Source organism: Streptomyces sp. NPDC049541 (assembly GCF_044465725.1).
Taxonomy (GTDB): domain Bacteria; phylum Actinomycetota; class Actinomycetes; order Streptomycetales; family Streptomycetaceae; genus Streptomyces.
Map to the genome: position 1 here is coordinate 1,018,860 of NZ_JBITLY010000001.1, position 21,910 is coordinate 1,040,769.

Annotated in this window: 24 protein-coding genes; 7 read left to right on the plus strand and 17 right to left on the minus strand. The window is 70.8% G+C overall.

Annotation, left to right across the window (positions count from 1 at the left end):
- Positions 1-6 precede the first annotated feature (6 nt).
- The 5 genes from ACIBW9_RS04630 to ACIBW9_RS04650 all read right to left on the minus strand — a co-directional run bounded on the left by ACIBW9_RS04630 (position 7) and on the right by ACIBW9_RS04650 (position 3,737).
- A complete protein-coding gene (locus ACIBW9_RS04630) occupies positions 7-999 on the minus strand; it encodes an NAD-dependent epimerase/dehydratase family protein (RefSeq protein ID WP_398951145.1) in 993 nt (330 codons plus the stop codon).
- Between the two features lie 78 nt (positions 1,000-1,077).
- A complete protein-coding gene (locus ACIBW9_RS04635) occupies positions 1,078-1,650 on the minus strand; it encodes a winged helix-turn-helix domain-containing protein (RefSeq protein ID WP_398951147.1) in 573 nt (190 codons plus the stop codon).
- A gap of 118 nt (positions 1,651-1,768) precedes the next feature.
- On the minus strand, positions 1,769-1,891 hold the full coding sequence (locus ACIBW9_RS04640) for a hypothetical protein (RefSeq protein WP_365845753.1): 123 nt from the start codon (positions 1,889-1,891) through the stop codon (positions 1,769-1,771).
- A gap of 111 nt (positions 1,892-2,002) precedes the next feature.
- Positions 2,003-3,034 carry a glutamine synthetase gene (gene glnII / locus ACIBW9_RS04645; RefSeq protein ID WP_398951149.1) on the minus strand — a complete coding sequence of 344 codons (1,032 nt, stop codon included), beginning with the start codon at positions 3,032-3,034 and terminating at the stop codon, positions 2,003-2,005.
- A gap of 274 nt (positions 3,035-3,308) precedes the next feature.
- Positions 3,309-3,737 carry a MarR family transcriptional regulator gene (locus ACIBW9_RS04650; RefSeq protein ID WP_398952099.1) on the minus strand — a complete coding sequence of 143 codons (429 nt, stop codon included), beginning with the start codon at positions 3,735-3,737 and terminating at the stop codon, positions 3,309-3,311.
- Positions 3,738-3,827: 90 nt separating this feature from the next.
- On the opposite strand from ACIBW9_RS04650, the gene ACIBW9_RS04655 reads away from it, so the two are divergent.
- A complete protein-coding gene (locus tag ACIBW9_RS04655; protein WP_398951151.1) occupies positions 3,828-4,706 on the plus strand; it encodes an alpha/beta fold hydrolase in 879 nt (292 codons plus the stop codon).
- 3 nt (positions 4,707-4,709) lie between these two features.
- On the opposite strand, the gene ACIBW9_RS04660 is transcribed toward ACIBW9_RS04655, so the two are convergent.
- A complete protein-coding gene (locus tag ACIBW9_RS04660) occupies positions 4,710-5,420 on the minus strand; it encodes a hypothetical protein (protein ID WP_398951152.1) in 711 nt (236 codons plus the stop codon).
- A 107-nt stretch (positions 5,421-5,527) separates the two neighbouring features.
- The gene (locus ACIBW9_RS04665) at positions 5,528-5,887 is read right to left on the minus strand and encodes an arsenate reductase family protein (RefSeq protein WP_398951154.1); all 360 of its coding nucleotides are present in this window, start codon (positions 5,885-5,887) and stop codon (positions 5,528-5,530) included.
- 153 nt (positions 5,888-6,040) lie between these two features.
- Here ACIBW9_RS04665 and ACIBW9_RS04670 point away from each other — a divergent pair, with 153 nt between their 5' ends.
- Positions 6,041-6,349, plus strand: a complete 309-nt coding sequence (locus ACIBW9_RS04670) for a hypothetical protein (protein WP_099928355.1) — start codon at positions 6,041-6,043, stop codon at positions 6,347-6,349.
- A 538-nt stretch (positions 6,350-6,887) separates the two neighbouring features.
- Here ACIBW9_RS04670 and ACIBW9_RS04675 read toward each other — a convergent pair.
- Positions 6,888-8,069 (minus strand): winged helix DNA-binding domain-containing protein, encoded by a 1,182-nt coding sequence (locus ACIBW9_RS04675; protein WP_398951156.1) that lies wholly within the window; start codon positions 8,067-8,069, stop codon positions 6,888-6,890.
- A gap of 318 nt (positions 8,070-8,387) precedes the next feature.
- Between ACIBW9_RS04675 and ACIBW9_RS04680 the strand changes: the two genes are divergently transcribed.
- The 3 genes from ACIBW9_RS04680 (at position 8,388) to ACIBW9_RS04690 (ending at position 11,329) form a co-directional block, all read left to right on the plus strand.
- Entirely contained in the window at positions 8,388-9,728 is a 1,341-nt protein-coding gene (locus tag ACIBW9_RS04680; RefSeq protein ID WP_398951158.1) for a DUF2252 domain-containing protein, read from the plus strand.
- A gap of 346 nt (positions 9,729-10,074) precedes the next feature.
- The gene (locus tag ACIBW9_RS04685) at positions 10,075-10,809 is read left to right on the plus strand and encodes an ANTAR domain-containing protein (RefSeq protein WP_398951160.1); all 735 of its coding nucleotides are present in this window, start codon (positions 10,075-10,077) and stop codon (positions 10,807-10,809) included.
- A gap of 220 nt (positions 10,810-11,029) precedes the next feature.
- A complete protein-coding gene (locus ACIBW9_RS04690) occupies positions 11,030-11,329 on the plus strand; it encodes a hypothetical protein (RefSeq protein WP_398951162.1) in 300 nt (99 codons plus the stop codon).
- 28 nt (positions 11,330-11,357) lie between these two features.
- Here the strand turns inward: ACIBW9_RS04690 and ACIBW9_RS04695 are convergent, their stop codons facing one another.
- The 4 genes from ACIBW9_RS04695 to glnA form a co-directional block, all read right to left on the minus strand.
- Positions 11,358-11,942: a hypothetical protein gene (locus ACIBW9_RS04695; RefSeq protein ID WP_398951164.1), complete on the minus strand. Its 585-nt coding sequence runs from the start codon at positions 11,940-11,942 to the stop codon at positions 11,358-11,360.
- Between the two features lies 1 nt (position 11,943).
- Positions 11,944-12,861: a zinc metalloprotease HtpX gene (htpX, locus tag ACIBW9_RS04700; RefSeq protein WP_398951166.1), complete on the minus strand. Its 918-nt coding sequence runs from the start codon at positions 12,859-12,861 to the stop codon at positions 11,944-11,946.
- A 114-nt stretch (positions 12,862-12,975) separates the two neighbouring features.
- Positions 12,976-13,239, minus strand: coding sequence for a hypothetical protein (locus ACIBW9_RS04705; RefSeq protein ID WP_398951168.1), 264 nt, complete (start codon positions 13,237-13,239; stop codon positions 12,976-12,978).
- A gap of 113 nt (positions 13,240-13,352) precedes the next feature.
- Positions 13,353-14,762 (minus strand): type I glutamate--ammonia ligase, encoded by a 1,410-nt coding sequence (glnA, locus tag ACIBW9_RS04710; RefSeq protein ID WP_389069668.1) that lies wholly within the window; start codon positions 14,760-14,762, stop codon positions 13,353-13,355.
- A gap of 197 nt (positions 14,763-14,959) precedes the next feature.
- Between glnA and ACIBW9_RS04715 the strand changes: the two genes are divergently transcribed.
- Positions 14,960-15,427 (plus strand): RDD family protein, encoded by a 468-nt coding sequence (locus ACIBW9_RS04715; RefSeq protein ID WP_398951170.1) that lies wholly within the window; start codon positions 14,960-14,962, stop codon positions 15,425-15,427.
- Between the two features lie 162 nt (positions 15,428-15,589).
- Here ACIBW9_RS04715 and ACIBW9_RS04720 read toward each other — a convergent pair whose 3' ends face one another.
- The 4 genes from ACIBW9_RS04720 to lipB all read right to left on the minus strand — a co-directional run bounded on the left by ACIBW9_RS04720 (position 15,590) and on the right by lipB (position 18,675).
- Positions 15,590-16,291 carry a DUF4191 domain-containing protein gene (locus ACIBW9_RS04720; protein WP_115908572.1) on the minus strand — a complete coding sequence of 234 codons (702 nt, stop codon included), beginning with the start codon at positions 16,289-16,291 and terminating at the stop codon, positions 15,590-15,592.
- 60 nt (positions 16,292-16,351) lie between these two features.
- Positions 16,352-16,555 (minus strand): hypothetical protein, encoded by a 204-nt coding sequence (locus ACIBW9_RS04725; RefSeq protein WP_398951173.1) that lies wholly within the window; start codon positions 16,553-16,555, stop codon positions 16,352-16,354.
- A 279-nt stretch (positions 16,556-16,834) separates the two neighbouring features.
- On the minus strand, positions 16,835-17,800 hold the full coding sequence (gene lipA, locus ACIBW9_RS04730) for a lipoyl synthase (protein ID WP_398951175.1): 966 nt from the start codon (positions 17,798-17,800) through the stop codon (positions 16,835-16,837).
- A gap of 74 nt (positions 17,801-17,874) precedes the next feature.
- On the minus strand, positions 17,875-18,675 hold the full coding sequence (gene lipB, locus ACIBW9_RS04735; RefSeq protein WP_398951177.1) for a lipoyl(octanoyl) transferase LipB: 801 nt from the start codon (positions 18,673-18,675) through the stop codon (positions 17,875-17,877).
- Between the two features lie 253 nt (positions 18,676-18,928).
- On the opposite strand from lipB, the gene ACIBW9_RS04740 reads away from it, so the two are divergent.
- Complete coding sequence (locus ACIBW9_RS04740) at positions 18,929-20,365, plus strand: regulator (RefSeq protein WP_398951179.1); 1,437 nt, start codon at positions 18,929-18,931, stop codon at positions 20,363-20,365.
- Between the two features lie 90 nt (positions 20,366-20,455).
- Here the strand turns inward: ACIBW9_RS04740 and ACIBW9_RS04745 are convergent, their stop codons facing one another.
- Entirely contained in the window at positions 20,456-21,805 is a 1,350-nt protein-coding gene (locus ACIBW9_RS04745) for an NAD(P)/FAD-dependent oxidoreductase (protein WP_398951181.1), read from the minus strand.
- Positions 21,806-21,910: the final 105 nt, after the last annotated feature.

Consider the following 21,910-nt stretch of genomic DNA (forward strand, 5'->3'; position numbering starts at 1 on the left):
GGACGACTACCTCCCCAGCACCTTCGCCTCCACCTCCGGATCAAGCCCCTTCGGCGTGCGATCCGCCCGCAGCGGAGCCGTCCCCCCGATCTCCTGCAACCACGCCCAGGTATCGGCCACGGTCTCCTCGACCGGACGGCATGTCAGCCCGGTGGCCACGGCCCGCGAAACGTCCGCGGAGTGCAGATGGTCATGCATGTCACTGCCCGCCGGCACCCACACCGGCAACTGAGTCCACGGCTCGATCCCCGCGTCCAGGATCACCTTCGCCTCCGTCCAGCGAAGCTGCGCCGCAGCCCCGGTGACCCGCACACAAGCATCCAGCAACGAACCCATCGTGGCGTGCCCCTGAGGGCTGATCATGTTGTACGGCCCGCTGAGCTCCCGCTCCACCGAGCCGAGGATCCACTCCGCCATGTCCCGCACGTCGACGTACTGGAGCGGCAGCTCACGCGGCCCCGGGGCGAGGACCGGGCCGCCGCGAGCGATCCGCCCCAGCCACCACGGCAGCCGCCCGACGTTCTCGTACGGGCCGAGGATCAGCCCGGCCCGTACGAGCACGGAGCGGTCGGCCCCGAAGGCGTCGACGGCGGCGATCTCCGCCCCGCGCTTGTCACGCGTGTAGTCCGTCTGGGGCGCGTCGGGCTCGGCGCCTTCCACCACCGGGGCGCTCTCGTCGTACCCGGCCGGCGCGGGCCATGCGTACACCGAGCAGCTCGACACATACACATACCGAGCGGCGCGACCCCGCAGCAGTCGTGCCGCCTCATGTACGGCCCGGGGCGCCGCCGACCAGGTGTCGACCACGGCGTCCCACTCGCCTTCCGCGAGGGCGGCGAGGCCGTCCGCCGCGGTGCGGTCGCCGGTCAACGCTCGTACCCCGGCCGGGACCTGGTGCCGCCCCCGGTTGAGGACGGTCACCTCCCAGCCGCGCCCCAGGGCCGACTCCACGACGGCCCGTCCCGCGAACTCCGTACCACCCAGCACCAGAAGTCTCATGCCGGTGAGCCTGCCCGGTCGGCCCGCGGGACGGAACGGCAATCTGCCGTCAGCAGAGGACGAACGCCCGGTGGGCGGTCAACGGCCGGTCGGCGGGGTGTACTTGTACCCGACCCGCCGCACCGTCTGGATCGTCCCGCGGTGCTCGGCGCCCAGCTTGCGGCGCAGACGCGCGATGTGGACGTCGACGGTGCGGCCGTCGCCCACATGGCCGTACCCCCACACCGTGGTGACCAGCTGGTCGCGGGTGTGCACCCGGTGCGGATGCGCCACGAGATGCGCGAGCAGCTCGAACTCCAGGTAGGTGAGGTCGAGTTCGCGCCCGTCCACCTCGGCGGTGCGCTGCACGGAGTCGATCCGGACGAGCGGGTTGTCGCTGCCCCGCTCCTGACCGGTCGGGTCGGGCACCGCCACGGGAAGGAACGGCGGCTGCTGGTCGGCCGGGACGAGCACCAGGTAGCCGATCATCGGCGGCTGGCCCGGCAGGGTGGGCAGGGTGTGCTGCGGAGCGGGCAGCCAGGTGGCACCCGGCGGCAGGAAGTCCGTCACGTCCACGACCTCGTCCCGGTCGACGGCCCGCAGCCGGTGCCGGGCGCCGCTCTGGGCGGGGGAGGCGAGAGTGGCGGTGGAGAGAGAACGAGTGGTCGCCATGAGAGGTCAGCTCTTTCGCGCGAGGAGTTCGTCTGGGAGGACGGCGGCCGCGATTCGTGGTCGGGCTCGCCGGGACGTACGTCGTGTCGCGCTGGCCGAAGGCCGGGGGTGTACGGCTTTAGAGGGCCGGCGCGTTCATCGCGCGGCAACACACCCGGTCGAAGTCGTGGTGCTGACGGGAAGGCCAGAACGGCTCGAGGTCATGGCGACCCGTCGCGGTGTGGTTCTTGAAGCTGGCCATGACCACATTGAAGCAGACACCGGCCCCGACGAGGACCCTTCTCTCACTACTTGGACGGCAAAAAGGGCGCCCACCGCGAACGGTGGACGCCCCTGTGCGGAAAAACCGGGATCAGACCTGGCCGGCCTTCTCCAGCGCGGAGCAGCAGGTGTCGACGAGGAGCCGCGTCACGACGTACGGGTCGACGTTGGCGTTCGGGCGGCGGTCCTCGATGTAGCCCTTGCCGTCCTTCTCGACCTGCCACGGGATGCGGACCGAGGCACCGCGGTTGGAGACGCCGTAGGAGTACTCGTTCCACGGGGCGGTCTCGTGCAGGCCCGTCAGGCGGTCGTCGATGCCGGCGCCGTAGTTCTTGACGTGGTCGAGCGGCTTGGAGCCCTCGCCCAGCGCCTCGGCGGCGGTGATGATCGCGTCGTAGCTCTCGCGCATCGCCTTGGTGGAGAAGTTGGTGTGCGCGCCGGCGCCGTTCCAGTCGCCCTTCACCGGCTTCGGGTCCAGCGTCGCGGCGACGCCGAAGTCCTCGGCGGTGCGGTAGAGCAGCCAGCGGGCCACCCACAGGTGGTCGGAGACCTCCAGCGGGGAGACCGGGCCGACCTGGAACTCCCACTGGCCGGGCATGACCTCGGCGTTGATGCCGGAGATGGCGAGGCCGGCCGCGAGGCAGTTCTCCAGGTGGGCCTCGACGATGTCACGGCCGAAGATCTCGTCGGCGCCGACACCGCAGTAGTAGCCGCCCTGCGGGGCCGGGAAGCCGCCCTTGGGGAAGCCCAGCGGGTAGCCGTCCTGGAAGAAGGTGTACTCCTGCTCGATGCCGAAGATCGGCTCCTGCGCGGCGAACTTCTCGGCGACCTCGACCAGCGCGGCACGCGTGTTGGACTCGTGCGGTGTGAAGTCGATGTTGAGGACCTCGCACAGGACGAGGACGTCGTCGCCGCCGCGGATCGGGTCCGGGCAGGTGAAGACCGGCTTGAGGACACGGTCCGAGGAGTGGCCCTCGGCCTGGTTCGTGGAGGACCCGTCGAAGCCCCAGATCGGCAGCGCGTCCAGACCGGCGGGCTCGCCCGCGATGATCTTCGTCTTGGAACGGAGCTTGGCGGTCGGCTGGGTGCCGTCGATCCAGATGTACTCAGCCTTGAAGGTCACGGGCCACTTCCTTCGGGGATGTGTCTACGCACTTGCGGGTGCTGCGGCGCTGCGGCACTGAGGCGCCGCGGTGGATGACCGCGAGCCTGTCAACAGGCGATTTCCCGGCCATTGCTCGAGTGTGAACCCCGTGTTACCTGGCGGTGCTGTGGCGCGATTCACGGTGTGAGGGCCGGTGGTGCACAGCAAGTCGACAGGTCGACCCGGTCGGCGGGCGCGGTCGGCCTGTCGTACCGAGGCTCGTATGCGATGGGGTTGTGCGGGGGCGGGAGGGTCAGCCGCTCGCCGCGGCCGCGTCCCGCACCCCCGCCAGGAACCCCTTCACCGCGGCCAGCTCCCGCTCGTCGTACCCCTGCAGCAGCTCCACCGTCCGCTCGATCAGCGGTCCGAAGGAGGACCACCCGAGCTCCTCCGCACGCTCGGTCACCTCGATCACCACCCTGCGTCGGTCCCGTGGATCACGGACCCGCCGCACATGGCCCGCCCGCTCCAGCCGGTCGACCAGCGCCGTGGTCCCCGCGGAGTTCAGCCCGAGCGCGGCACCGAGCCGCCCCGCCGTCATCTCCTCGCCCGCTCGGGAGGCATCCATGAGGGCGATCAGGGCGCGTACGTCCGTGGGGTGCATGCCGTTGCGGGAGGCGAACCGGCTGCTGTGCAGGGCGAGTTCGACGGTCGCCGCACGCAGCAGGTGGACGACCTCCATCTGTGGGCCCTGGGGGTTGGGCACGGGCTGCCTCCGACTACTATCTCGCTCATCGAGTATCTCGCTCAACGAGATAATAAGGGGGTTCCGGTGTCTGCTCGCAGCGCCTACGACATGGACGGCTTCCTCGCCGCGTACGACAAGGTCATGGCCAAGTGGCCCGCCGAGCGGGAGGCGGTGACCGTCCCCACGCCCTTCGGGACGACATACGTCAACATGTGCGGACCTCTCCACGCGCCCGCGGTCGTCCTGCTCCCCGGCGGCGGGGGAGCCACCTCCGCCAGTTGGTACGCCCAGGCGGCCGACCTGGCCCCTACCCACCGGGTGTTCGCCGTCGACCTCCCCGGCTGCGCGGGCCGCGGCACCGAGGCCGGCGACCGTCACCCCCGTACGGTCGCCGACCTGGTGGTCTGGCTGAACGCGGTCCTGGACGACCTCGGCCTGGCGGAGACGGACCTGGGCGGGCACTCGTACGGCGGCTGGATCGCCCTGCACTACGCGCTGCACGCACGCGCACGCGTGCGCCGCCTCGTCCTCCTGGACCCCACCCAGTGCTTCGCCGGTTACCGGCCCGCGTATCTCCTGCACGTCCTGCCGCTGGTGCTGGGTCCCTCGCCCCGCCGGGTCCGTGCCCTGCTGGAGTGGGAGACCGGGGGAGCGGCCGGGGGAGTGCCGCTCGACCCCGACTGGCTCCGCCTCCAGGAGGCGGCCGCCGGCTTCCCCTCCGTCGCGAAGCCGGTGACCGGTCCGCGCCCGGCGCCGGACGCGCTGCGCGGGCTGGACATGCCGGTCCTGCTGCTCCTGGCCGGGAACAGCAGGACCTGTGACACGTACGAGGTGGCGGCGAAGGCGGATGCGCTGCTGCCGCGCGGGGAGACGGTCGTGGTCCCCGACGTCTCCCATCATGCGCTGCCGCAGTCCGCACCCGCCGACCTCGGCCGCCGCCTCACGGAGTTCTTGACCCCTTGAGCCTCACCCCACCTTCTCGATCAGCGCATGGCGGATCAGGAACTTGCCGGGCTCCCGGACCTGTTCGAAGGCCGCGTTGTTGAGCAGGGCACAACTGCCGGAGACGGACGTGACCTTCACCGTCGTGGACTTGTTGTTGTCCAGGTTGGTGACCTTCAGCGTCGTCCCCGCCGGGAACTGGTTACTGGAGGCCGCAGGTGCGCCGCCCTCGCCGGAGAGGGTGACCGTGGAGCCGTTGCACACCTGCCGGCCCGAGGCGGCAGCGCCACCACCCGCGTTCCCGTTCGCGTTTCCCGCGGGGGCCGAGGCCGTCTGCGAGGGCTGCGCGGACTGCTGCGCGCCCCCTGCCTGCTGTCCGGCGTTCTGCGCCGGCTGCGTCGCCTGGGAGCCCTGAGCCGACTCCCCAACGGTGCAACCGGACGCCTTCTGCTGGACCTTGATCTGCGCGATGACCGCCTCGCGGTTGGCGATCCGGGCCGCGGACTGGGCGTCGGGGTTGGCCTTCTGCCCGTCGATGAACTTCTGGTTGTTGCCGAGCGCGGTGGCGAGCCCCTGGCAGACGTTCGAGTCCGCGGCCGACAGGGTCTTGGCCTGCGGGCTCTGGGCGGCGTTCGAGGTGCTCGCCATGACGAAGGCGCCGCCTCCCGCCACCGCCGCCGCACTCACCAGCAGCGCGATCTTCTTCTTCGTACCGAGACTTCTCCTACGCGACATGCGCGCCTCCTGCGAGGTAGGGGAGCGTACGCCGCTATGTACGAGATACCGAACGAAGTTACTCAGCGGTTACAGGAGTCACTGAAGTAACGTACGTCACAGGGGTGTCAACGAGACAGTGCGTCCCGTACGGCCTCCTCCGAACGCCCCACGACCGCCGTGCCGTCGTCCGCCGTGATGATCGGGCGCTGGATCAGCTTGGGGTGCTCGGCGAGGGCCTTGATCCACCGCGTGCGCGACGAGTCGTCCCGCGGCCACTCCTTCAGTCCGAGCTCCTTGGCGTCGGCCTCCTGGGTGCGGGTGATGTCCCACGGTTCGAGGCCGAGGCGGTCGAGTACGTCCCTGATCTCGTCCTCGCTCGGTACGTCCTCCAGGTAGCGGCGGACGGTGTAGTCGGCGCCCTCGGCGTCGAGCAGGCTGATGGCGCTGCGGCACTTGGAACAGGCCGGGTTGATCCAGATCTCCATGGGGTCAAAGGTACCCCTGAGGTCCCCTCAAAGTCGCTGTGGCCAGGGCCTTTTGTCAGTGCCGGGCGGTACACTAGAAGAAGTGTTCGAGGGTGTGGGGGGTGCCGAAACCCCCGTTCATTCCCACAGCCTCACCGCGACAGGAGGATGCCTGTGCCCGCTGCCGCACTGAAGCCGAAGCCGACCCAGTCCACCGCCAAGCACCCCGTCCTGCTCGACCTGCCCTACGCCCCCGTGGAGAAGCGCCCGCTGCCGCCGGGCCGTCCGCGCGAGTGGTACGTCACGCACAACCGCCGCCTCAAGGCGATGCGGCTCGCCATCGCCCTGCTCGACCGGGGGGTGTACGTACCGAACCAGGCCCGCAACGAGACGATTCGGAGCACGGCCGAACTGATCGGCGTCCACCCGCCGTCGGACACGACGTGCCACATGGTGCGGGCGCTGATGCGGTATTCGCGTTGACCGTGGTGCCGGGTGCCCCGTGCCTGCGGGGCGCCCGGCACATGCCTGGCCGTCTGCTGGGGGCTGCCGCCCCCGGACCCCTGCTTCGGCCCTGAAGGGGCCTCGTCCTCAAACGCCGGACGGGCTGAAATCGCTGACCGGAAGCGAGAACGGCCGCTCGAGCGGGTGGGTGGGGGCTCGGGATGGTGGTCCCTCGTGCGCTCGATACGCCGGGGAGCTGAGGTTGCTGGCGGGTGGTGAGGACGTGCCGCTCGAGCGGGGTGGGTGGGGGATCGGGATGGTGGTCCCTCGTGCTCGATACGCCGGAGGCTGAAATCTCTGACCGGAAGCGAGAGATGGGGTCCCTCGTGCTCGATACGCCGCGGAGCGGAGGTTGCTGGCGGGTGGTGAGGACGTGCCGCTCGAGCGGGTGGGTGGGGGATCGGGATGGTGGTCCCTCGTGCGCTCGATACGCCGGAGGCTGAAATCGCTGACCGGTGGCGAGAGATGGCGGTCTCGTCGTCGATGCGCCGGACGCGCTGAAGATGCGCGGCGGTGCTCAGAGCTTGCCCGCCAACTCCTTCTCCAGCGGCGTGCGGAACCGGGGGGTCACCTTCGTGGCCCCCACCCATCCCTGCAGCCGCTCAGCCTCGGCCGCGATCGTCGCCTCGGCCTCGTGCCCCACACCGTCCTTGTCGAGCAGCCGCCAGACGATCTCGCCGTCAGGGCGCTGAGCCCATCCGCCCACCACCCGGCCGTTCCACCACACCGTCGGCCCCACATTGCCGCTGTAGTCGAACAGCGACGGCCGCAGCTCCGGCGCCAGGTACCAGTCCCGCTCGCGCCAGCCCATCGCCGTGGGATCCAGCGCGGGCAGCAGTGCCGCCCACGGCTGGTCCGGGCCGACCACCGGCTCGACGTCGCCGTCGACGACGTAACCCGTGCCCTCGTCCAGTGACACCTCCTGCGCGCCGATCGCCGCCAGCGCACGGCGGACGTCCGTGACCTTCCAGCCCGTCCACCACTTCAGATCGGCCTCCGTGGCCGGCCCGCATGCCGCGAGCCAGCGGCCGAGCAGCGCCGACTGCGCCTCGGCCACGTCGAGTTCGGGGTGCGGCGGGGCCACGGCCCAGCGGAACTGGCTGGACGTCCACGAGCCGAGCGGCCGCCCCCGGACGACCTTGCCCTCCACGCCCAGCACCCTCAGCAGCCGGGTCGAAACGGTGTGCACACCCTCGTAGCTCTTGCCAGCCGCGTACACGAACTGCTCTCTCAACCGCGGCTCGTCCTCGGCGAGTTCGGCCGCGGTCGCCTGCCCGCGCCGCGCCAGGGCCGCCAGCGCCGACTCCTCCACGTCCTTCAGCCAGGCCGCGTCCGGCGCCCCGGCCTTCGCCATGTCCTTGAGCAGCGAGGCCCGTTCCCGGCCCGCGACCGTGAGCCCGGTCGAGGCGTGCACGACGGCGGTGAGGTCCGTGGGGAACACGAACACCGTGTGCCGCATGCCGTGCATCCGCACCAGCGAGCGGTCCGTGTACAGCGCTCGCTCGGTCTCCGCCACGGTCCGCGCCGCGTCCGCGAGCCGCGCACCCACGGCCAGATGCACCGTGGCCGGGTCCGACCCGTGCAGCGCCACCAGCGTGCCGGCTACCTCCTCCGGACTGCCCGCCCGCGCCCCTGGAGCCAGCCGCTGGCGCAACGCAAGCCGCGCCCGCCGCTCCGCCACCCCGATGTACCGCACCATCCCGGCCTCCCCGTCACACCATCCGTCCCCTCATCCTGCATCAGACCACTGACAACCTGGGCTTGCTCGATCTTTCAGCCCGTCCGGCGTTTGAGGACGAGGCCATTCAGGCCGAAAGCGGGGGTCTGGGGGCGGCAGCCCCCAGGTACGGGACGGGTAGGGGGCGGAGGGGGGCGAGAAAACCACTGCCCCCCTCACCCGATCGCCGCCCCCGGCATGCGCCCGCCCCCGCTCCCGCCTTCACTGCGATCAGGAGGGCATGGAAGGCGACCGCACCGGAGGCGTGATGGGCAGGCGCGGTGTATCGCGGTGGGTGTCGTGAGTACGCCCGTTGTTCGCTCTGAGCGGGGGAAGGCCGCCCGTCGGCGGGTGGCGCGGTCCGCGCATGCCGGGTGGGTCCCGCCCGTCGACCGGGCCGACCCCGTTGCCGTACTGGAGCGGCAGGGACGTGACCGGCTGCCGGAACTGCTGCCGATCCGGTACGGGCGGATGGCCGCCTCGCCGTTCGCGTTTCTGCGCGGTTCGGCCGCCGTGATGGCCGCCGACCTCGCGTCCCGGCCGCACACCGGGCTGACCGTGCAGCTGTGCGGCGACGCCCATCTGCTGAACTTCGGCGTGTACGCCTCCCCGGAGCGGACGCTTCTGTTCGACCTGAACGACTTCGACGAGACGTTTCCCGGGCCCTTCGAGTGGGATGTCGAGCGGCTGGCCGCATCCGTCGCCGTGGCGGGGCGTGCGAACGGGCACGCCGAGGCCAGGGTGCGGCGCGCGACGCTGGAGGCGGTGGCCTCGTACCGGACCGCCATGCGGCGGCTGGCCGGGCAGGGCGAGCTCGCCGTCTGGTACGAGCGCATCGACGCCGACAGCCTGCTGCCCCTCGTCCGCTCCGCCGGCCGCCGCAGACAGGTCGCCTCCAGCCTCACCCGGGCCCGCCGCCGCACCAGCCTGCAGGCCCTCGGCAAGCTCACCGAGGTGGTCGACGGGCGCCGCCGGTTCATCCACGACCCGCCCCTCCTCGAACCCGCCGGCGCCTCCGACACGGCCTCCCTGCGCAAGATCTTCAGCGACTACCGGTCCACTCTCTCCGAGGAGCGCCGTCTGCTCCTGGACCGCTACCGCTTCGTCGACGCCGCCCGCAAGGTCGTCGGCGTCGGCAGTGTCGGCCTGCGCTGCTTCGTGGTACTGCTGACGGGCCGCGATCAGAGCGACCCCCTGTTCCTCCAGATCAAGGAGGCCCGGAAGTCCGTGTGGGAGGAACATCTGCCACATGGGCCCTACGTCCATCCCGGGCATCGCGTCGTGGCGGGGCAGCGGCTGCTGCAGGCGGCGAGTGACATCTTCCTGGGGTGGATGAGCGGGCCGCAGGGGCGCGCCTTCTACTGGCGGCAGCTGCGCGACATGAAAGGCTCCGCCGACGTGGCCGGCATGAGCCCGGCCGATCTGCTCGGCTACGCCCGCCTCTGCGGCACCGCCCTGGCCCGCGCCCACGCCCGCTCCGGCGACCGCATCGCCATCGCCGCGTATCTCGGCGGCGCCGACACCTTCGAGCAGGCCGTCGCCGACTTCGCCCTCGCCTACGCCGACCAGACCGCGGCGGACCACGCGGCCCTGGGCGCGGCGATCGCGGCAGGCGTGGTCGCGGCCGCCCCCGAGGCGTGATTCCTGGACCCCGCCACCGCACCGTGATCGCGGAGTTCAGCGGTATGCCGGAAGCGGCCGTGGGTACTGGCTCAGTGGACTTCGTGCCACCTCTGGAGGAGATCGTCGCCCGGAGCTTCCCGGTGTTCTCCGGGGCGCCCGCCGCTTCGACTTCACCGGATACAGGCGCTCCTCGCCGGGCCGCGGTACCGCTCAGCCTGTCCGGCGCCACCGACCTGCGCGCCGGCCAGTTGCGTCTCGGCCGGGCGGGATGGCGCCGGGGCGCGGACAGGGGAGACTGCGGACACGGTTCGCGACCGATGATCCGGGAAGCGAACCGATGAGAGGCCGAAGGGAAAGCGAGCTGATGAGCACGATGTCCCCGTCGCAGCAGCGGCTGGCGCAGGCGTTCGTGGACCTGGCCGCCAGCCCGGTCACGGAGGCCTCCGATCCGCGCGGGCTCCTCGCGGCCCTCGCCGCACATGGAACCGAACTCCTCGGCGGCCGCGCCGCAGTCGTGCTGTACGCCCCCGACGACCCCGTCCACGCCGAGGTGGCCGGCACCGGCGAGGAGCGGCTGCGCCTGGTGAGCGACGCGGTCACCTGGGGTGAGGGTCCGGGACCGGAAGCCCGCCGCACCGGCTGTCCGGTGCCGGACACTTCCCTCGACGGCGACCGGGCCCGCCGGGACTGGCCGCGCTATGCGGAGCGGGCCCGGGCGCTGGGCTACGACCGGGTCGCCGCGCTGCCCCTGCGCGCCGGCGAGGACACCCTGGGCGCCCTGGTGCTGCTGGGCCGCGGCGGCACGCCGCTGCCCCCCGACCTCCTGGCGCTCGCCCAGTCCCTCGCCGACGCCGCCGGCTGGACCCTGCAACGGGAGCGCCGGCTGCGCGAGAGCCGGGCGCTGGCCGACCAGCTGGGCCAGGCGCTGACCAGCCGTATCGTCATCGAACAGGCCAAGGGCACGCTCGCCGCCCGGCACTCCATCACGGTCGAGGAGGCCTTCCGCGTGCTGCGCTCCCACGCCCGCTCGCACCGCCGCCGCCTGACGGAGGTGGCCCGCGAGGTGGTGGAACGGAAGCTGGACCTGCAGTCGGACTGAGCGCCGGGCAGCCGGAAAACAGGATGCACGCCCGGTGACCGTCTCCCTACGCTGGACATGCGTTGCGGAGCTGCCCACCACCGCTTGCCGCAGGACAGGCATCACCCTGCGGACTCGGGGCTACTCTCTACGCACCGACGGACGGGCGCCCTCCCCCAGCGGCCCGTCGGACGAGAAAACCATCACCGCTCACTCATCCACGCCCACACGGAGGCCCGTCATGGGCACCATCGTCATAGCCGGGACCGCCGTCCTGGTGCTCTTAGGATTCGGAAACCACGTCTGGTGGCTGGCCGCGGTCGCCGTGCTCTTCCTGTACACGCAGTACGGGCGCAGCGGCACCAAGGGCGGCTCCGCCTCGCAGTCCTCGCAGTCGTCGGGGGGATCCTCGTCGGGGTCGATGCCGGCCACGTACCAGGCCTACCGCAAGCGCCGTGACATGCAGGCCAAGTGGGAGCGCCGCTACGCTCGCGAGCGCCCCCTGGAGTCGCGCCGCCAGGAGCGCGAGAAGAGCAAGTGAGACGACGTGAACCGCTGGTAGGCGCCGGTCACAGTCCCGGCGCGCCCCACACCGGGAACCAGCGGCTCAGATCCTGCTCCATCCGCAGGTCGTCGGCGAGCGCCGCCTTCACCTGCAGTTCCAGCGCGTTGTCGCGCCGCTGTCCACCGCCGGGCAGCGGCGCGAACGGGTAGAACGTGCCGCGCTTGTAGAGATAGACCAGCGCAAGCCGCCGGCCCCCCTCGCCCTGGAAACCGGCCAGGGAGCACAGCAGTTGCGGCCCGAAGCCGTTGACCTCCATCGAGCTGTTCACCGCGTGCAGATCGTTGACCAGCTCGGACAGCTGACCGGGGGAGCGGCGCGAGACCAGCCAGGAGTAGCCGTACCCGTCCTGGCTGAGCTCCACCGGGGGGCCTTCCCGGTCGGCGTCCGCGTCAAGGAGGGCCTGGACCTCCCGGTGCATCTGCTCGAAGGCCCCGCCCTCGACCGTCGCGAAGCACACCGCCCCCGTGCCGGTCGGTGTGAAGCCGGCCGCGGCCTCCAGGGTCACGGCCGCCGACGGCAGTGCGAAGAGCTGGTCGAGATCGGGCAGGACCGGTTTCGTACGGCCGAGCAGAATGTCCAGGAGCCCCATGTCACCCCTTTCCGGGTGTTGCCGCCTCACCCAACTCGGCGGAGATCCGCCCCAGTTGGTCGAGCCGCTGCTCCAGGCTCGGGTGCGTGGAGAAGAACCGCTCGATCCCGGGCTCCTTGCCGGTCGCGGGGGTGAAGTAGAACGCGTTGAAGGCCTGCGCCGTCCGCAGGTCCTTGGTCGGGATCCGCGCGATCTCGCCGGAGACCTTGGTCAGCGCGGAGGCCAGCGCCGAGGGACGCCCGGTGAGCAGCGCCGCCGCCCGGTCCGCGGCCAGCTCCCGATACCTCGACAGCGCCCTGATCAGCAGGAAGCTGATCGCGTACACGGCCGCCGAGACACCCATCACGGCGGCGAAGACGGCGGCGGTGTTCTGGTCCCGGCGCCCGCCGCCGAACAGCTGCGAGTAGAAGGCGAACCGTACGATCAGGCCCGCGATCACGCCGAGGAACGACGCGATCGTGATCACGGCGACATCCTTGTGCGCCACGTGCGACAGCTCGTGCGCGAGCACGCCCTCCAGCTCCGCGGGCTCCAGCCGCCGCAGCAGCCCGGTCGTCACACACACCACCGCATGGTCGGCATTGCGTCCGGTCGCGAACGCGTTCGGCATGTCCATCTCGGACACGGCCACCACCGGCTTGGGCATGTCGGCGATCGCGCACAGCCGGTCGACGACCGCGTGCAGTTCGGGATACTCCTCGCGCTCCACGACCCGCCCGCGCATGGCGAACATCGCGATCCGGTCGGAGAACCAGAACTGCGCGACGAACAGCGCCGCCACCAGCACCACGACCAGCAGCCACGACTTCAGCAACACGATCAGCGCGGCGACGAACGCCACGTACAGCAACCCGAGCAGGAACATCGTGACCGTCATCCGTACGGTCAACCGCCGGTCGCTCCGGAAGCGGCTCTGCATCTGCCATCACCCCGCAGTCAGGCACTCGTCCCGCTGTCCAGTGTGCACCCGCCCACTGCCATGAAGTGGTCCCGAACGGCTCTAGGAGCCGCAAAAGGTCCCTGTGAGAGGCCTCTAGTACGGGGCCCGGAACTGCGCCCACCCGAGCAGCACGATGATCGCCGCCACACTGCCCAGCACGATCGCCGTCGACACCCATGAGGACCGCCGCGGCGCCACCGGCTCGGGATCCGCACGGAACGGCTGCGGCTCCGGCGGGTTCTCCTTCCAGCGAGCGGCCAGCATCCGGGCCCGCGCTGAGGGCTCCTTGTGCGGCGCGGCGTCCGCCCACCTCAGGTCGAACTCCCGCTCCTGGTCGTCGTGTTCGCGCTCCGGCATCCCATCCACCCCCGTGTCATTTCATCGGCAGAGGAAGAATAGAACAAACGCCCGCGCCTCCGCTGTCGGTACGACAGCGGAGGCGCGGGCGCAGTGCCTGGGACAGGCGTCGATCACACGTCGAAGTAGAGCTCGAACTCGTGCGGGTGCGGACGCAGCTGCAGCGGAGCGATCTCGTTCGCGCGCTTGTAGTCGATCCAGGTCTCGATCAGGTCGGACGTGAAGACGTCACCGGCGAGCAGGAACTCGTGGTCGGCCTCGAGGGAGTCGAGGACCGCCGGGAGCGAGGTCGGGACCTGCGGGACGCCCGCGTGCTCCTCGGGGGCCAGCTCGTAGAGGTCCTTGTCGATCGGCTCGGCCGGCTCGATCTTGTTCTTGATGCCGTCCAGACCCGCCAGCAGCAGGGCCGAGAAGGCCAGGTACGGGTTGCCGGAGGAGTCGGGCGCACGGAACTCGACGCGCTTGGCCTTCGGGTTGGAGCCCGTGATCGGGATACGCATGGCCGCGGAGCGGTTCCGCTGCGAGTACACCAGGTTGACCGGGGCCTCGAAGCCCGGCACCAGACGGTGGTAGGAGTTCACCGTCGGGTTGGTGAAGGCCAGCAGCGACGGGGCGTGCTTGAGGATGCCGCCGATGTAGTAGCGGGCGGTATCCGACAGGCCCGCGTAGCCGGCCTCGTCGTAGAACAGCGGGTCGCCGTTGGCCCACAGCGACTGGTGGACGTGCATGCCCGAGCCGTTGTCACCGAAGATCGGCTTCGGCATGAAGGTCGCGGTCTTGCCGTTGCGCCAGGCGACGTTCTTCACGATGTACTTGAAGAGCTGGAGGTCGTCTGCCGCGGCGAGCAGCGTGTTGAACTTGTAGTTGATCTCGGCCTGGCCGGCGGTGCCCACCTCGTGGTGCTGGCGCTCCACGTTCAGCCCGGCCTTGTTCAGCTCCAGGGAGATCTCCGCACGCAGGTCGGCGAAGTGGTCGACCGGCGGGGTCGGGAAGTAGCCGCCCTTGTAACGGACCTTGTAACCACGGTTGTCCTCGAGGGCACCGGTGTTCCAGGCGCCGGCCTCGGAGTCGATGTGGTAGAAGGCCTCGTTCGCGGAGGTCTGGAAGCGCACGCTGTCGAAGACGTAGAACTCGGCCTCGGGGCCGAAGTACGCGGTGTCGGCGATACCGGTGGACGCCAGGTAGGCCTCCGCCTTCTTCGCCACGTTGCGCGGGTCACGGGAGTACTGCTCGCCCGTGATCGGGTCGTGGATGAAGAAGTTGATGTTGACCGTCTTGTCGCGGCGGAAGGGGTCGACGCGCGCGGTCGACAGGTCGGCGCGGAGCGCCATGTCGGACTCGTGGATGGCCTGGAAGCCGCGGATCGAGGAGCCGTCGAAGGCCAGCTCCTCGGCCGGGTCGAAGGCCTCTGCCGGCACCGTGAAGTGCTGCATCACGCCGGGCAGGTCGCAGAAGCGGACGTCGATGAACTTGACGTCCTCGTCCGCGATGAACTTCTTGGCCTCGTCGGCGTTCTGGAACATCCAGCTCCTCCTACTCCCGACCGCCTCGCCGGGGTGGTAGTTCGTTCGTGCGGCCAGTGCGGTGGCACACGCTGTCCCCGACCCTAGGGACGGGTGATTTCTCGGGCGTGACCCATTTGTTTCGCACAAGTTAACCGGACCCAGTCCGGTGTACCCCACCTGTCCGTATCGCGAAACGGGCGCAGTACCGTGGACGCGTGGACAACAGGGATGCAATCGGCTCATGGCTCTCGGGCCCCCGCGCGGCCGCAGAGGAAGCCGGTGTCGACTTCGGATACCGCGGCCAGCAGCTCGGTCTGCCCGAGGAGGGACCGGGCTCCATCGCCCGCCCGGGCCGCCGGTTCGGCGCCCTCGCCGTCGACTGGGGCCTGTGCCTCTTGATCGCATACGGTCTGATCACGCACGGCTATGACCAGGCGACCGGCAACTGGGCCCTGCTCGTCTTCTTCCTGCTCGGCGTCCTGACCGTCGGCACCCTCGGCTTCACCCCCGGTAAGCGTCTCTTCGGCCTTCGCGTGGTCGCCCTGGACACCGGCCGGCCCAGCCCCCTCCGCGCCACCCTCCGCACGGCCCTGCTCTGCATCGCGATCCCGGCCCTGATCTGGGACCGAGACGGCAGAGGCCTCCACGACCGCCTGGCCCGCACGGTCGAGGTGCGCGTCTGAGCGCCCTGAAGTGGAGCGCCCCGAAGGGGCGCGGGGCTGTATCCATTTGCGGCTCCGCCGTGGGGCGCGACCAGCCACGACGACGCGGCAGACGAAAGACAGCTCTCCTACGACGAGGGGGCGCCCGAAACAATCGGGCGCCCCCTCGTCGTAGGAGCGAAATCAGCGGGCCTTCGGCCCACCCCTGGGCAGCTTCATGCCCTTGGGCATGGGCCCCTTCGGCAACGGCATGTTGCTCATCAGGTCACCCATGGCCCGCAGCCGGTCGTTGGTGGCCGTCACCTGCGGCCCGGTCAGCACACGCGGCAGCTTGAGCATCGTGGTCCGCAGCTTCTTCAGCGCGACCTGGCCCTCGCCCGTGCCGACGATGACGTCGTGTACCGGTACGTCCGCGACGATGCGGTTCATCTTCTTCTTCTCGGCGGCCAGCAGGCTCTTCACCCGGTTCGGGTTGCCCTCGGCGACCAGGACGATGCCGGCCTTGCCGACGGCCCGGTGCACCACGTCCTGGCTGCGGTTCATCGCCACCGCGGGCGTCGTCGTCCAGCCCCGGCCGATGTTGTCCAGGACCGCCGCGGCCGCGCCCGGCTGGCCCTCCATCTGCCCGAAGGCCGCCCGCTCGGCCCGGCGCCCGAACACGATCGCCGTTCCGAGGAAGGCGAGCAGCAGGCCCAGGATGCCGAGATAGATGGGGTGACCGATCAAGAAACCGATCGCGAGGAAAACACCGAAGATGCCGATGCCGACAGCCGCGAGTACAAGACCGATCTTCTTGTCGGCCTTGCGGGTCATCTTGTAGGTCAGAGCGATCTGCTTCAGTCGCCCGGGGTTCGCAGCGTCCGCTGCAGGTTCCTTCCTCGCCATGCCACGAAGTCTACGTGGCCCCGGGAGCGCCGTACGACGGCACTGTCCGGGGGGTGGGATTCAGGGGCGGACGGCGAGGGTGGTCTGCTCCATGACGCGCTGGGCCTCGACCCGGTCCTTGGCGCGGCGGCGGTCCTCCAGGACGGAGGTCCAGGCGTTGCGACGGGCGGTGCGCTGACCGCTGCTCATGAGCAGCGACTCGACGGCACGCAGTGCAGTGGTGAACGACGGGATGGCATTGGCGCGAACCGGCGCGGCCTGCATGATGGAGGTCCCCCCTCGGGATACGGGCACTGGGGCGGGTGTACGTGGCGTGAGTCCAGCGTCACTGATTGGTGTTACCAGGGCGTGACCGACCGGTCAAACACCCATGAAGCCTTGATGCGACGAGCGCAAACACCGACGCGGCCCTGACATGGGCCCTCATCTGCGAGGACTGTCAGGACCGCGTCGAATCGGCCGTTACTGGCGAGTAGTTTCTTGTGCCCAGATTCACACGGAGTGTTGGCACTCCGTGCCATCAGGCGGCGGTTCGTTCGAGCGTCAGACGGCCTGCGAAGCGACGTACGCGCCTCGCTTCTCGACGGCCATCTGGTACAGCCGGCCGGCCCGGTAGGAGGACCGGACCAGCGGGCCGGACATCACGCCGGAGAAGCCGATCTGCTCGGCCTCCTCCTTCAGCTCCACGAACTCGTGCGGCTTCACCCAGCGCTCCACGGGGTGGTGGCGCACGGAGGGCCTCAGGTACTGGGTGATGGTGACCAGTTCGCAGCCCGCCTCGTGCAACTGCCGCAGCGCGTCGCTGACCTCCTCGCGGGTCTCGCCCATGCCGAGGATCAGGTTCGACTTGGTGACGAGCCCGTAGTCGCGGGCGGCCGTGATGACCTTGAGCGAGCGGTCGTAGCGGAAGCCGGGGCGGATGCGCTTGAAGATCCGGGGGACCGTCTCCACGTTGTGCGCGAAGACCTCGGGGCGGGAGGAGAAGACCTCTTCGAGCTGCTCGGGGATCGCGTTGAAGTCGGGAGCGAGCAGCTCCACCTTCGTCCGCCCGGCCTCGCGGCCCGCGGTCTGCTGGTGGATCTGGCGGACCGTCTCGGCGTACAGCCAGGCGCCGCCGTCCTCCAGGTCGTCGCGGGCGACGCCGGTGATGGTGGCGTAGTTCAGGTCCATGGTGACCACGGACTCGCCGACGCGGCGCGGCTCGTCACGGTCGAGGGCCTCGGGCTTGCCGGTGTCGATCTGGCAGAAGTCGCAGCGCCGGGTGCACTGGTCGCCGCCGATGAGGAAGGTCGCCTCGCGGTCCTCCCAGCACTCATAGATGTTCGGGCAGCCGGCTTCCTGACAGACCGTGTGCAGGCCCTCGCTCTTCACGAGGTTCTGCATCTTGGTGTACTCGGGGCCCATTTTCGCCCGGGTCTTGATCCACTCGGGCTTGCGCTCGATGGGGGTCTGGCTGTTGCGGACCTCCAGGCGCAGCATCTTGCGTCCGTCGGGTGCGACTGCGGACACGACCGGCTCCCTAGCGATTGATTCTTCGGCGTGCTCAAGGGTACGCCCGTTGATTTGAAAGCTTCCGGCGGTGTTCAGGCTGCCGGTGTCTTCTCGATCACCCTCGGCCTGAGGTCCGCGTTCTCCAGTACGTCCCTCAAGTGCAGCTCCACGACCGGCAGCACTTCCGCGATCGTCACGTCGCGGCCCAGCTCACCGGCGAGGGAGGCGACGCCCGCGTCGCGGATGCCGCACGGGATGATGCGGTCGAACCAGCGGTTGTCCGGGTTCACGTTCAGTGCGAAGCCGTGCATCGTGACGCCCTTGGCCACGCGGATGCCGATCGCCGCGATCTTGCGGTCCTCGCGGCGCTGGCCGGCGTTGGACGGGGCGTACTCCGGGCCGTTCATCCGCGGGTCGAACTCCTCGTCGTGCAGACGGGGGTCGAAGTCCAGGGACAGCCCGCCGAGCGACGGACGCTGTTCGACCGGATCGCCGAGGACCCACACCCCGCTGCGGCCCTCGACCCGCGTGGTCTCCACCCCGAACTCCGCGCAGGTGCGGATCAGGGCCTCTTCCAGGCGCCGTACATGGGCCACCACGTCCACCGGGCGCGGGAGCTTCTGGATGGGGTAGCCGACCAGCTGGCCCGGGCCGTGCCAGGTGATCTTGCCGCCGCGGTCCACGTCGATCACGGGGGTGCCGTCCAGGGGGCGCTCGTTGTCCGCCGTGCGCCGCCCGGCCGTATAGACCGGAGGGTGTTCGAGCAGCAGCACGGTGTCGGGGATCTCGTCGGCGAAGCGGGCCGCGTGCACCCGGCGTTGCTCGTCCCACGCCGTCTGGTACTCGACGGCCTCGGCACCGAATCCCATGCGGACGAACCGCAGCTCACTCACGGCAAGCGCCTCCCTAGAAGGTCGTAAGGCACGAAACGCGCCTACGCCACTGTACGACCGACCGTCCCGCGTCAGCCGTGCGGCCAATCCTCACACGATCGGATGAACGAGGGTCGAAGTGTGCTACCGCCTGCTCACTCTCCGCTACATTCGCGCCGTTCACAGAGGCCATAAGGGCTGCTCACAGGCAATCCGGGCACGCAGGGCCGACAGTGGTCCCTGGAGGCCCGAAAGGCAGGAGACCGCACCGCAGATGACGGAACGACCCGCGCAGCGCACTCCCAACCGCCAGCTCGCCGCGCTCATCGCAGAAGCCGGGTTCTCCAACGCGGGTCTCGCCCGCCGAGTCGACCAGCTCGGCCTCGAACACGGGCTTGATCTCAGATACGACAAGACGTCGGTCACCCGCTGGCTGCGCGGGCAGCAGCCCCGCGGCACCACTCCCGCCCTGATCGCCGAGGTCTTCACCCGCCGCCTCGGCCGCCGCCTCACCGCCCAGGACCTCGGCCTCGACGCCTGCGCGCCGGTGTACGCCGGGCTCGAGTTCGCCGCGACCCCCGAGGAGGCCGTCGACATCGTCGGCGGCTTGTGGCGCAAGGACTCCGGTTCGCACGCCGAGCTCCGCAAGATCGCGTTCACGCCCGCCGGTCTTGTCGTGCCCAGCCGGGACTGGCTGATCGGCCGCGCCGACGACAAGGTCGCCCGGGGCGAACAGCCGGCCCGGGTCCCCGCCCAGGGCCGCCCGGTGGTGCCCCGCCAGCGCGGCCAGGCCGAGCGCGGCCCCGGCCAGAAGGTCACCGCCGGCGACATCGCCGCACTCCGCTCGGTCGGCGAACTGTTCCGCACCCTCGACGACAAGTACGGCGGCGGCCACGCCCGCCAGGCCCTGGTGCGTTATCTGGAGCACGAGTGCGAGCCGATGCTGCGCGGCACCTACGGCGAGCAGACGGGCCGCCGCCTGTTCGGCGCGGCCGCCGATCTGACCCGGCTGGCCGGCTGGACGTCGTACGACATCGCCGCGCACGGGCTCGCACAGCGGTACTTCGTGCAGGCGCTGCGCCTGTCCCAGGCGGCCGGGGACCGGGCGTACGGCTCGTACGTGCTCGTCACCATGAGCCGGCAGGCCGTCTATCTCGGCCACGGGCGGGAGGCCGTGCAGCTGGCGCGGGTCGCCCAACAGGGCGTCGGGACCAACGCCCCGCCGGTGGTGCAGGCACTGCTGCACTCGGCCGAGGCGCGCGGGCACGGGGTGCTCGGGGAGGTGCGCAACTGCACCGCCTCGCTGGTGCGGGCGGAGCGGGCCCTGGAGGCCGCGCGATCCGGTGACGAGGTGCCCCACTGGGCGCGGTTCTTCGACGAGGCGCAGCTTGCCGATGAGTTCGGGCATGCGCACCGGGATCTGCAGCAGTTCCGGGCGGCGGCGCAGCATGCGGAGCGGTCGCTGCAGTTGCGTGCGCCCGCGTATGCGCGGAGTCGGCTGTTCTGCCGGGTGGTGCTGGCCTCCGCCCGCCTGGGCCTGGGGGAGCTCGATCAGGCCTGTGCGTTGGGGGCGGAGGCGGCTAGTGCTGCGGCGGAGATGCGGTCGGTGCGGGCGGTTGAGTATGTGCGGGAGTTCGAGCGGCGGTTGGAGCCCTATAAGGATGCTGCGCCTGTACGGGGTTATCGCGACAAGGTCGCGGCACTTGGGTAGGCCATCGCCGTAACTCCGGTTGGTGCGTTGCTCGTGCGGGTGCGTTGTGGTTTCTCGCGCAGTTCCCCGCGCCCCTTGAGGGGCGCCTGCTCACGCCGCCTGTTTGACTGCGCTGCTGGGTGGGTCTGCCCTGTGCATCGAGCCCGCTGCTCCCAGATCCGTCAGGATGGCTGTGGAGGCCCTGTGGGCCGAGTGGAGGGCTCCCTGGACGGTGCTGGTGTCGCGGTGGTCTCCGCACACGTACAGGCCCGCCAGCAGTCGTACAGGGCGGCGCAGGTCGTGTGGTGGGCGCATGGCGGGGACGGCCTCCGGGGTGTGGTGGACGGCCAGCGTCTCCCAGCGGGCGGTCGAGGTGCCGTAGAGGCGGGAGAGGTGCATGCGTACGGCGGTGTCCAGTTCGGGTGGGGGTGGGCCGAGGACCGTGGTGGAGATGAGGGCGCGGCCCGCGGGGGCGCGACCGGGGTCCACCGCGCTGACGACCGCGGTGTGGGCGACCGGGCCGCCGCGGTCGGCGTCCAGGAGGAGGGCGGCGCCGGTGGCCGGGGGCTCGTCCGTGGTGTGGTGAAGGACCGTCACCGGGTGGAAGTCCGGTACGCGCAGGCCGGGGAGCAGGTCGGCTGCGGCGCGGGCGTCCGTCGCCAGGAGGACCGCTCGGCAGCGGATCTCGCCGTGTTCGGCGGTCGTGACCGCGCTGGTCGAGACCGAGGTGACGCGAACGCCCGTGTGGACCGTGCCCGGGGGCAGCGCCCGGGCGAGCAGCTCCGGGAGCATCTCGGCGCCGCCCTCCGGCAGACACAGGCGCCCGCAGGTGAAGGCGCGCAGCGCGAGGTCCGCGCACCGGCTGGAGGTGGTCAGGTCCGGGTCGCAGAGCAGGGCGGCCAGCAGCGGGCGCAGGAAGCCGTCGATCGTGCGGGCGGGGACACCGTGGGCCGTGAGGGCCTGGGCGGCGGGCAACTCCGGGCGGGCCAGCAGGCGTTCGACGGGGATCGCGGCGAGGCGGGACAGGGCGTTGCCGAGGCGGGCCTGGTCCACGGCGGTGCCGAGCGGGGCGGTGGTCCGGGGGGCGCTCTTGGTGGGGGCGCTCGCCAGGGCGCGTACTGCATGGAGTGCGCCCCTTGCGCCCCCCGCGGCCGCCGGGGCGCCCGCGCGATGGTGGCGTCCGTCGCTGTGCAGCAGAACGCCGGGCGCGAACGGGCGCAGCGCGAGCGCGTCCAGCCCCGGGGTGAGCCGTAGCTCGGGATACGCCGTGGACAGCAGCTGGCCGATCCGGTCGAGCCGGAATCCGTCGACCTTCTCCGTCGCCATGCGGCCCCCCACGCAAGGGGCGGCCTCCAGGACCGCGGTCGTCACTCCTGCGCTGGTCAGCCGATGCGCCGCGGAGAGTCCGGCAACCCCGGCTCCCACGATCACGACGTCCGCCTGGTACGCGGGCTCAAGCACGTGCCCCTCCTCGAGGTTGCGCCGCCGGTGGAGACGTCATGCCCCCAACTGGCTCCAGGGATACCCGAGTTCGGGTCGAGGTTAGGGCCGCGATCGGTCAAGTGC

What these genes read in the sequence shown, in the direction of transcription:
- ACIBW9_RS04630 (WP_398951145.1), bottom strand. Translation starts at nt 999, where the DNA reads ATGAGACTTCTGGTGCTGGGTGGTACGGAGTTCGCGGGACGGGCCGTC.
- ACIBW9_RS04635 (WP_398951147.1), bottom strand. Translation starts at nt 1,650, where the DNA reads ATGGCGACCACTCGTTCTCTCTCCACCGCCACTCTCGCCTCCCCCGCC.
- ACIBW9_RS04640 (WP_365845753.1), bottom strand. Translation starts at nt 1,891, where the DNA reads ATGGCCAGCTTCAAGAACCACACCGCGACGGGTCGCCATGACCTCGAG.
- ACIBW9_RS04650 (WP_398952099.1), bottom strand. Translation starts at nt 3,737, where the DNA reads ATGGAGGTCGTCCACCTGCTGCGTGCGGCGACCGTCGAACTCGCCCTG.
- ACIBW9_RS04660 (WP_398951152.1), bottom strand. Translation starts at nt 5,420, where the DNA reads ATGTCGCGTAGGAGAAGTCTCGGTACGAAGAAGAAGATCGCGCTGCTG.
- ACIBW9_RS04665 (WP_398951154.1), bottom strand. Translation starts at nt 5,887, where the DNA reads ATGGAGATCTGGATCAACCCGGCCTGTTCCAAGTGCCGCAGCGCCATC.
- ACIBW9_RS04675 (WP_398951156.1), bottom strand. Translation starts at nt 8,069, where the DNA reads ATGGTGCGGTACATCGGGGTGGCGGAGCGGCGGGCGCGGCTTGCGTTG.
- ACIBW9_RS04685 (WP_398951160.1), top strand. Translation starts at nt 10,075, where the DNA reads ATGAGCACGATGTCCCCGTCGCAGCAGCGGCTGGCGCAGGCGTTCGTG.
- ACIBW9_RS04690 (WP_398951162.1), top strand. Translation starts at nt 11,030, where the DNA reads ATGGGCACCATCGTCATAGCCGGGACCGCCGTCCTGGTGCTCTTAGGA.
- ACIBW9_RS04695 (WP_398951164.1), bottom strand. Translation starts at nt 11,942, where the DNA reads ATGGGGCTCCTGGACATTCTGCTCGGCCGTACGAAACCGGTCCTGCCC.
- htpX (WP_398951166.1), bottom strand. Translation starts at nt 12,861, where the DNA reads ATGCAGAGCCGCTTCCGGAGCGACCGGCGGTTGACCGTACGGATGACG.
- ACIBW9_RS04705 (WP_398951168.1), bottom strand. Translation starts at nt 13,239, where the DNA reads ATGCCGGAGCGCGAACACGACGACCAGGAGCGGGAGTTCGACCTGAGG.
- glnA (WP_389069668.1), bottom strand. Translation starts at nt 14,762, where the DNA reads ATGTTCCAGAACGCCGACGAGGCCAAGAAGTTCATCGCGGACGAGGAC.
- ACIBW9_RS04720 (WP_115908572.1), bottom strand. Translation starts at nt 16,291, where the DNA reads ATGGCGAGGAAGGAACCTGCAGCGGACGCTGCGAACCCCGGGCGACTG.
- ACIBW9_RS04725 (WP_398951173.1), bottom strand. Translation starts at nt 16,555, where the DNA reads ATGCAGGCCGCGCCGGTTCGCGCCAATGCCATCCCGTCGTTCACCACT.
- ACIBW9_RS04740 (WP_398951179.1), top strand. Translation starts at nt 18,929, where the DNA reads ATGACGGAACGACCCGCGCAGCGCACTCCCAACCGCCAGCTCGCCGCG.